General features: G+C 61.6%; 7 protein-coding genes and 1 pseudogene. 6 read left to right on the plus strand and 2 right to left on the minus strand.

Annotated features, from left to right (window positions below; all coding sequences use genetic code 11):
- The 3 genes and pseudogenes from AB4097_RS21060 to AB4097_RS21070 all read left to right on the plus strand — a co-directional run.
- A pseudogene (locus tag AB4097_RS21060) lies at positions 1-394 on the plus strand (hypothetical protein); the annotation flags it as partial.
- A 207-nt stretch (positions 395-601) separates the two neighbouring features.
- A complete protein-coding gene (locus AB4097_RS21065) occupies positions 602-2,998 on the plus strand; it encodes a M10 family metallopeptidase C-terminal domain-containing protein (RefSeq protein WP_442043179.1) in 2,397 nt (798 codons plus the stop codon).
- A gap of 240 nt (positions 2,999-3,238) precedes the next feature.
- Positions 3,239-3,652 carry an NADH:ubiquinone oxidoreductase subunit NDUFA12 gene (locus tag AB4097_RS21070; RefSeq protein WP_442043181.1) on the plus strand — a complete coding sequence of 138 codons (414 nt, stop codon included), beginning with the start codon at positions 3,239-3,241 and terminating at the stop codon, positions 3,650-3,652.
- 165 nt (positions 3,653-3,817) lie between these two features.
- Here AB4097_RS21070 and AB4097_RS21075 read toward each other — a convergent pair whose 3' ends face one another.
- A complete protein-coding gene (locus AB4097_RS21075; RefSeq protein WP_442043183.1) occupies positions 3,818-4,435 on the minus strand; it encodes a hypothetical protein in 618 nt (205 codons plus the stop codon).
- 234 nt (positions 4,436-4,669) lie between these two features.
- Here AB4097_RS21075 and AB4097_RS21080 point away from each other — a divergent pair, with 234 nt between their 5' ends.
- Both AB4097_RS21080 and AB4097_RS21085 read left to right on the plus strand, forming a co-directional pair.
- Entirely contained in the window at positions 4,670-4,825 is a 156-nt protein-coding gene (locus tag AB4097_RS21080) for a DUF1127 domain-containing protein (protein ID WP_442043185.1), read from the plus strand.
- 175 nt (positions 4,826-5,000) lie between these two features.
- Positions 5,001-5,993, plus strand: a complete 993-nt coding sequence (locus tag AB4097_RS21085; protein WP_442043187.1) for a bile acid:sodium symporter family protein — start codon at positions 5,001-5,003, stop codon at positions 5,991-5,993.
- A gap of 234 nt (positions 5,994-6,227) precedes the next feature.
- Here AB4097_RS21085 and AB4097_RS21090 read toward each other — a convergent pair whose 3' ends face one another.
- Positions 6,228-7,229, minus strand: coding sequence for an SDR family oxidoreductase (locus tag AB4097_RS21090; RefSeq protein WP_442043189.1), 1,002 nt, complete (start codon positions 7,227-7,229; stop codon positions 6,228-6,230).
- Between the two features lie 238 nt (positions 7,230-7,467).
- Here AB4097_RS21090 and AB4097_RS21095 point away from each other — a divergent pair, with 238 nt between their 5' ends.
- Positions 7,468-8,079, plus strand: a complete 612-nt coding sequence (locus AB4097_RS21095) for a DUF2155 domain-containing protein (protein WP_442043191.1) — start codon at positions 7,468-7,470, stop codon at positions 8,077-8,079.
- Positions 8,080-8,224: the final 145 nt, after the last annotated feature.

Below are 8,224 nucleotides of genomic sequence, written 5' to 3' on the forward strand. Positions count from 1 at the left end.
ACTGAACGGCCTTGCGCCGTCAGCACATCAACCTGCCGCAACTTCGCGACAATCTCTTCAGCCGTGTGTCTCTTCCTGGGCATTCTCTCGTCCTCCAAATGGCAAAAAGCCATACATCAGGGAGGACCACTTCAAAGGGGGCAGGCCAGTCAATGACTTCAGCGCATCGGACGATACCATTGCATTGAGCCGCAGCATCTTCGGCGGCATCGGTAGCTCGGTGTCGCTGGCAGTTGGCTCGGGTGCCAATGCTGCCACTGCGCAGATCGTCTATAACAACGCGACGGGAGCATTGTCGTACGATGCGGACGGCACGGGCGCTCTGGCGCAGATGCAGTTTGCCCAGCTTTCGTCCGGCTTGGCGCTGACGTCGGGCAACTTCGTCCTGATCTGATCCCAGAACGCGATTGAATAACAAGGTGGAAGGGCCGGTCACCAGACCGGCCCTTCTGTATTTGGGAAGATGTTACGCGGCTCAGGGGGCTTCCGAGGGAAAGTGGCGACAGCTCAGCAGCTAAGCCCACTACAGGAAAAGAGAATTTGCATGCCTCTCAAATTGAAATAATGTATAAGAACATATTCCAAAAGAGGGAGGAATCGTATGCCAGAGAAAAACGTTAATGCCTTGCTTTCGGGGAACTCCTGGTCGTCCAATGTGATCGGCTACTTCTTTGCGGACAGCCTGTCCGATTACCGGTACAGGACCCCTTCTTTTGTCGAAGGCTTTCAGCCCGTGGGAAGTGCTCACCAGCAGGCTGTGCGAAATATTCTAGAGGGGGATGCGCCGTCTGCGCCCAATGGCCCGTCTTACATGACGCTTAGTTCTGTGGAGGCCGTGTCGAACCTGTCACTTTATTCGACCGGAAACAGCCCCGAGACCATTGCCATTGGCCAATCGAGGCTGCTGAGCAGATCAATGGGGTATTATCCTGACCCCACATTTAGCGACAGCCGCGCAGGCGATGTCTGGTTGAGCAAGGATATCACGAATGTTGAGTTGGGAAGCTTCGGCTATTACACGATCATGCACGAACTCGGGCATGCTCTTGGGCTGAAGCACGGCCACGAGCAGGACGACACCGGCAATCCTGTCGTGCTGACTCCAGAGCGAGACTCCATCGAGTTTTCCGTTATGACCTACAGGACCTATGTGGGCGATCAGGATCTGGATGATTTCGATGCCCAGAGTACGCCGCAGACTCTCATGATGTACGACATCGCAGCGCTGCAACATCTCTACGGTGCCAACTTCAATACCAACAACACCGATACGGTCTATAACTGGAGCGATACTGGCTCGGCATACGTGAATGGTGTTGAAGTGGGGAAGGGGTCCGACATCTTCCTGACGATCTGGGATGGCGGTGGGATCGATACCTACGATTTCAGCACATTCGATGACGAGATGATCATCGATCTCACACCTGGATCATGGTCGCTATTCTCTCGTTCGGATCTTGCTTATCTCGGCGATGGCCATCTTGCCCGCGGCAATGTCTTCAACGCTCTTCAGTATCAGAATGATCCTCGCTCGCTGATCGAAAACGCCATTGGTGGCGATCGCAAGGATACTATCACCGGCAATGCCGCCAACAATCGCTTAGAAGGTCGTTACAGCGACGATACCCTCTCCGGCGGTTTGGGCGCGGATACGCTTGATGGTGGTGGTGAAAACGATTGGCTGGATGGGGGTGCGGATGGCGATATGCTCATCGGTGGAGATGGGTGGGATACGGTGTCCTACCTCTCAGCCTCGGACGGCATCACCGTCGATCTTGCCACCAATCAAAACGGAGGTGCAGCTTATGGCGATGTGCTGGTCGATGTGGAAAGCGTAAGAGGTTCGATCTACAGCGATCAGCTGGTCAGCCGCGATCAAGGCGCCAATCTTTATGGTGAAATCGGAGATGACTACCTCATCGGCAGAGGCGGTTCCGACGGATTGTTCGGCGGTGGTGGGAACGACGCTCTCGACGGTGGTGGCGGTAACGACACCCTCTGGGGTGGCAACGGCGACGACATCATTTGGGGCGGGGCGGGTGCCGACACACTTGATGGCGGCCACGGCATCGATACGCTCGACTATATCAGATCAGGCAGTGTCTACGTCGATCTGCGCACCGGCACGACCTCCGGGCAAGCGGCAGGCGATGTCATCAGCAACTTCGAGAACGTGATCGGCGGCTCGGGCAACGATACACTCTATGGCAGCCATGACTCCAACAAGCTGAACGGGCAAAGCGGAAATGACATCATCGCCGGCGCAGATGGGAACGACACCCTGTATGGCGAGGCCGGCAACGATCTTATCGAGGGCGGCGCAGGTGCCGACACGCTCAACGGCGGCGATGGCACCGACACGCTGAGCTACAGCGATGACCACTCCGGTGTCTATCTCGATGTGAGAACCAATTCGGCCTTCTATGGCTTGGCTGAAGGCGACAGGATCGACGGCTTCGAGAACGTGATAGGCGGCTCGGGCAACGACACGGTCTACGGGAGCCTCGAAGACAACGTGCTGAGCGGGCAGGACGGCGACGATATCCTGGCTGGGGCGGATGGACAGGATATTCTGTATGGCGACATCGGCAATGATTGGCTCGAGGGCGGCAATGGCGACGATTTCATCTTTGGCGGAAGTGACGACGACCGGGTGGTCGGCGGGGCCGGCAACGACGTGCTGCACGGCGAGGCCGGCCGCGACCTCTTCGTGTTCGAGAGCGCGCTGAACGGCACGAACAACGTCGACCGGATCGCCGACTTTGCGGTGGCGGAGGACTGGATCGGGCTGAGCCGGAGCGTGTTCGGCGGCTTCGGGGCGTCGGTGTCGCTGGCGGTGGGGGCGAGCGCCAATGCCGCTGGGGCACAGATCGTCTACGATGCTGCGACGGGCGCCCTGTCCTACGATGCGGACGGCACCGGGGCTGCGGCGGAGGTGAAGTTCGCGCAGCTGGCGCCTGGTCTGGCGCTGACGGCCGGCAACTTCGTCCTGATCTGATCGACGAGCGACATGTGACACCAAGAAGGGCCGGTCTCACGACCGGCCCTTCTGGGGTTCAGAACAGGTGCCGGGCTCAGGCGGGCCGGGTCCTGCTGCGGAGCTCATGGGAAAGCGGAACCCTGTGTCGGGTCAAATGGCCAAGAGGGTTCTCACATGCGGTCGGGCATCTTTATGCTCGACTTCTCCGAACTCAGACGCCATATTCCGCGCAACTTTGGCTCCCCCTAGGCAGCAGCGATGAAACAGTTTTGGACCCAATTCTTCACCTGGTGGAACGGACAGACCCTCGGCACGCGCTTCTTCACCTGGCGCAAGGGGCAGTTCGTGGGTGAGGACGAGTTCGGCAATCGCTACTACCGTTACACGCAGCCCCAGGCCATCGATTCGAATGTGGGCGCCGAGCGCCGCTGGGTTATCTATAACGGCTATGCCGACGCCTCGAAGGTGCCGCCCGGCTGGCGCGCCTGGCTGTGCCACAACGGCGACGTGGCTCCGAGCGAGGAAAGCTACCAGCCGCACTCTTGGGAAAAGCCCTATGTGCCCAACATGACCGGCACCGCCCAGGCCTATCGTCCGCAGGGCTCCAGCCTCTCAGCCGGACAGCGCCCCGCCGCCACGGGCGATTACGTGCCGTGGACGCCGGGGGAATAAGGCCAAGCCTTCGCTGCTTCGATACCCTCAAGGTCATGGCCGGCTTCGTGCCGGCCATTCCGCTTCTGTGAAGCTCGGAGCCTTTCCCATCGAGATCACCGGCACAAGGCTGGTGACGATTTAGGGGCAGCTCTCGATGGGTCCGAGCACAACCGGCGCCTGAAATCAGCCCTTCGGATGGAAATACGATTGCCGCCGCATGACGGCCTCGGCGAAAAGGCCGAAGGCCTGGATCACGTGGCCCTGCGGGACCTTGAGGCCGCGTGCCACGCCTGAGCCTTTCAGGACGCCGCCCCGCTCATCCGGTTCGGGATCACGATAGGTCCCGCCATCGCCCAAGGTGCAGTTCTGGCAGCGGATGGGGCCGACGATCTGGGCGCCGTGGCCAATTCGATTCGACAGGCTGAGTGATCCGCCGCCGAGAAGCCGGGCTCCGTCACCGATGCCGATGGTCTCGCCGACACCCGCCTTGATCATGAAGCCGCCTTCCTCTCCGATCTCCGCACCGGCGCCGATCATGACCGACCCACTCGATGCGACAATTCGGGTCCCGGGGAAGAGGTTGGTTCCGCGGCCGATGGCGATGTGCCCGTTGGAGGACGCCTGGAGGATGACGTTGGGCCAGAGCACCACGTCCTCCTCGAGCTGAACACCGGGTGAGACCATAACGGAGCCTGGATCCGGCAGCAGGATTCCGCGATGGCCGAGGGCGGCCGTTTCCTCCAGCGACAGAAAGCCCAGGCGCCGGCGGGCCTCGTTTCCCTTTAGATCCGTTTCATTCATGTGAGCGCGTCTCCGATTGATCTGCCGTCGGAGCTTAGCCGATCGGTTCGGGACTCAAAGGCCACCTTGAGGAGGAGGCAAGCACAAAGCCGGCACTCTCTGAACGTTATGCTGTCAGGGCATAACGGACCTCAGTTCTTATGGCTCCTCAAGGCCGGGGCGCATCCGTATATCCGCACCGCAACAAGAGCAAAGACAACCGGTCACGAGGCCGGTCCACTTCAGGGGCTTTCAATGTTCGTTTCCTATATCCTTTCGAAGGTTCGCAGCTACCATCTGTATCGCAAGACCGTACGCGAGCTGGCGCAGCTCTCCGACCGTGATCTGGCCGATCTCGGCATCGCCCGTTACGACATCTCCCGGGTCGCTCGTGAGGCGAGCTTCGCGTAAGCGGCCCGATACAGGTTCTCGCAGTGATTGCCCGCCCCTGGCGGGCTTTCGCTTTTAAGAGGCCTCTTCAGCCAAGCTGTCGGAGCCGGGCCGGAGATGAATAGGTTCCTGGAACTTCAGGCATAGGTCAGGGCACAAAACGCCAGCTCAGGCGTCAACCATAACGAAGGTAACCATGGCTTCTCTCATCTCACGGGAATGGTACACGATCGCCATCTTCGGCATGGTCGTGCTTGCGTCGATTCTTCCCATCGGCGGCGCGCCGGCGGAGGTGTTCTCGGTCGCGACCAATCTCGCGATTGCCCTGCTGTTCTTTCTCCACGGCGCGCGCCTGTCGCGCGATGTGGTGATCGCCGGCATGATCCATTGGCGCCTGCACCTCTTCGTGCTGGTCACCACCTTCGTGGTCTTCCCGATTCTCGGCCTCATCGTCCTGGCCGTGCCGAACCTGATGACTCCGGCGCTGGCCACGGGCATCCTGTTCCTGTGCGTTCTGCCCTCGACCGTTCAGTCGTCGATTGCCTTCACGTCGATCGCGGAGGGCAATGTGCCGGCCGCCATCTGCTCGGCCTCGGCATCGAACATCCTCGGCATGTTCCTGACCCCGCTCCTCGTGGGGCTGCTGTTCCATACCCAAGGGAGCGGTGGCTTCTCCCTCGGAGCGCTCGAAGGGATCCTGCTGCAGCTTCTCGCTCCCTTCATTCTCGGTCAGGTGCTCCAGCCCTATCTTGGCAGATGGCTCAGCCGGCACAGGACGCTGACGCAGTTTGTGGACCGCGGCTCGATCCTGATGGTCGTCTACGGGGCCTTCAGCGAGGCGGTGATCGAAGGGCTCTGGCACAAGCTCTCGGCCACGGATCTCGTGGCCGTGGTCGTGATCGACATCGTGCTGCTGGCAGTGGTCCTGTGCTTCACGTTCTATGTCAGTGGCTGGTTCGGCTTCAATCGTGCGGACCGGATCACCATCACCTTCTGCGGCTCCAAGAAGAGCTTGGCCTCGGGCGCCCCGATGGCGAACGTGATCTTCGCCGGGCAGGATGTTGGTTCCATCGTGCTGCCGCTCATGATCTTCCACCAGATCCAGCTCATGACTTGTGCTGTCTTGGCGCGTCGCTTCGCGAGCAGCGCGAAGACAACGGTCGTCCCGGAGAAGGCGGAGATCGTCTAGTAACGACCTCTTAGCGCGTACCGCCCCCAGGGTTTGGCTCGTCAACCGGCGCTCATCGAGCCCTCATCCTGAGGAGGTCACGTCACAGTGATCGTCTCGAAGGACGAGGGCGTCTCCAGTGCATGCTGAACGATCCTTCGAGACGCCTGCTGCGCAGGCTCCTCAGGATGAGGTTCGAGCTTTACGCAACCGCCTCCCACGCTTCGTCCGAGGAGCAGTGCACGGAGAATCGAATTATGGCTGGCCGCTGCCTCCCGCCGCCCCGTAGATCTGTCCTGTCGCATAGCTCGCATCGGCCGCAGCGAGCTGGACATAGATCGATGCGAGCTCGGCCGGCTGGCCTGGGCGCCCCATGGGCGTATCGCCGCCGAACTGCTGCAGCTTCTCCTGAGTCGTGCCTCCGCTGACCTGGAGCGGGGTCCAGATCGGCCCCGGCGCGACACCGTTGACGCGGATCCCCTTGGGGCCGAGCTGCTTCGCCATTGACTTGGTGAAGTTCATCATCGCGGCCTTGGTCATGGCGTAATCGACCAGGTTCTCCGATGGGTCGTAGGCCTGTTCCGAAGTCGTCTGGATGATCGCCGAGCCCGGCGTCAGGTGCGGCAGGGCAGCCTTCGTCAGCCAGAACATCGCATACACATTGGTCTTGAAGGTCGCGTCGAAATCCTCCGACGTGATGTCGAGGAGCGCCTGCCGCTGCTGCTGGCGGGCGGCGTTGTTGACCAGGATGTCGAGGCCTCCGAGCTGCTGCACGGCATCCGCCACGATGCGGGCGCACAGGGCCTCGTCACGAATGTCGCCCGGAAGAGCCACGGCGATCCGGCCCTCCTTCTTGATCAGGTCGATGACCTCCCGCGCGTCGGGCTCCTCGTCCGGGTGGTAGCTGATGGCCACATCGGCGCCCTCGCGGGCGAACGCGATGGCGGCCGCCCGGCCCATGCCGGAATCACCGCCCGTAATCAGGGCCTTTCGGCCGCGCAGCCGCCCCGAGCCCTTGTAGCTCGTCTCGCCATGGTCGGGGCGCGGTTCCATCTTGCCGGCAAGGCCGGGCCAGGGCTGGGATTGCGAGCGGAAGGGCGGCTTGGGGTATTTGGTCGTCGGGTCGTCTTTGGCGACTCCGCCACTGGCGGCCGTCTGGGCCGAGGCCGGAGCTGCCGCGGCCACCGTCGCGAGGCCTGCCGCCGCTCCCCCCATCATGCCCCTCCGTGAGATCCCGTTGCCGTCGCTCATGTCCATGTTCCAGCCTCTCGCTATCGATAGAAGCCGGTTAACCTATGGCGCGACTGGAGGTTCAGAATTTTCTTTGACGTTGCCATGAAGGGGAATACCCAGGGTTTGCGGCGATCTGGCGGGCTCTTTTCCCGCTTGCCCTTTTTCCATCATGGTTCGCGTGTTATCGCGTTGCCGGGATGAAGGGTATGACCGGGCAGACCGGACAAGAACCGCCCGAATCTGACCTGGCTTGGATGATATGATGAAACTAGGATGGACGCGGGCGGCTGTCGTGCTCGCAGGGATCGTCGGCGCGGCGGGCGCAGCTCAGGCGGATCGGATCAAGAATCCTACGGCCGTCTTTTCGGGACTCGACAAGATCACCGGGCGTATCGTGTCGTTCGAGGTCGGAATCGACGAGACCGTTCAGTTCGGCGCCCTGCAGATGACGCCGCGGGTCTGTTTCACCAAGCCGCCGACGGAAACGCCGAACACCACCTCGTTCATCGAGGTGGACGAGCCTGGTCCGGACGGGAAGAACAAGCGGGTCTTCTCCGGCTGGCTCTTTGCCGCAAGCCCGGGCCTGCACGGGCTCGAGCACCCGGTTTACGATATCTGGCTCGTGGATTGCAAAGGCGGCACGGAGGTGATCGCGGAGCCCAAGGAGATGCCCGAGGAGCTTCCGCCGATCCAGGATTCCGCCCGGGCGCCGAACGATGCCGGACGGCCGGGCGACATCATGGCGCCCACCGGCGCCACGGCCCCGCGCCCGCCGGCGGTCCAGACCGCCCCTCTGCGTCAGCCGGAGCCTCAGCCGAGGCAGCCTGCGCGGCGCCAGGCGCCTGCGGCGCCGATCATCAACACGGATCGCTAGGCTCAGGACCTATTAATTTGGTCTGAGGAGTGATTCAGTGCCTCTGCGATGGAGGTGCTGATGGGTGATCTGTTTCTTCTGAGCGAGCGCCAGATGGCGCGGATCTCACCGTATTTCCCATTGGCTCATGGCGTGCCGCGGGTGG

It is taken from the genome of Microvirga sp. 2MCAF35 (genome assembly GCF_052115545.1).
Lineage (GTDB): Bacteria > Pseudomonadota > Alphaproteobacteria > Rhizobiales > Beijerinckiaceae > Microvirga.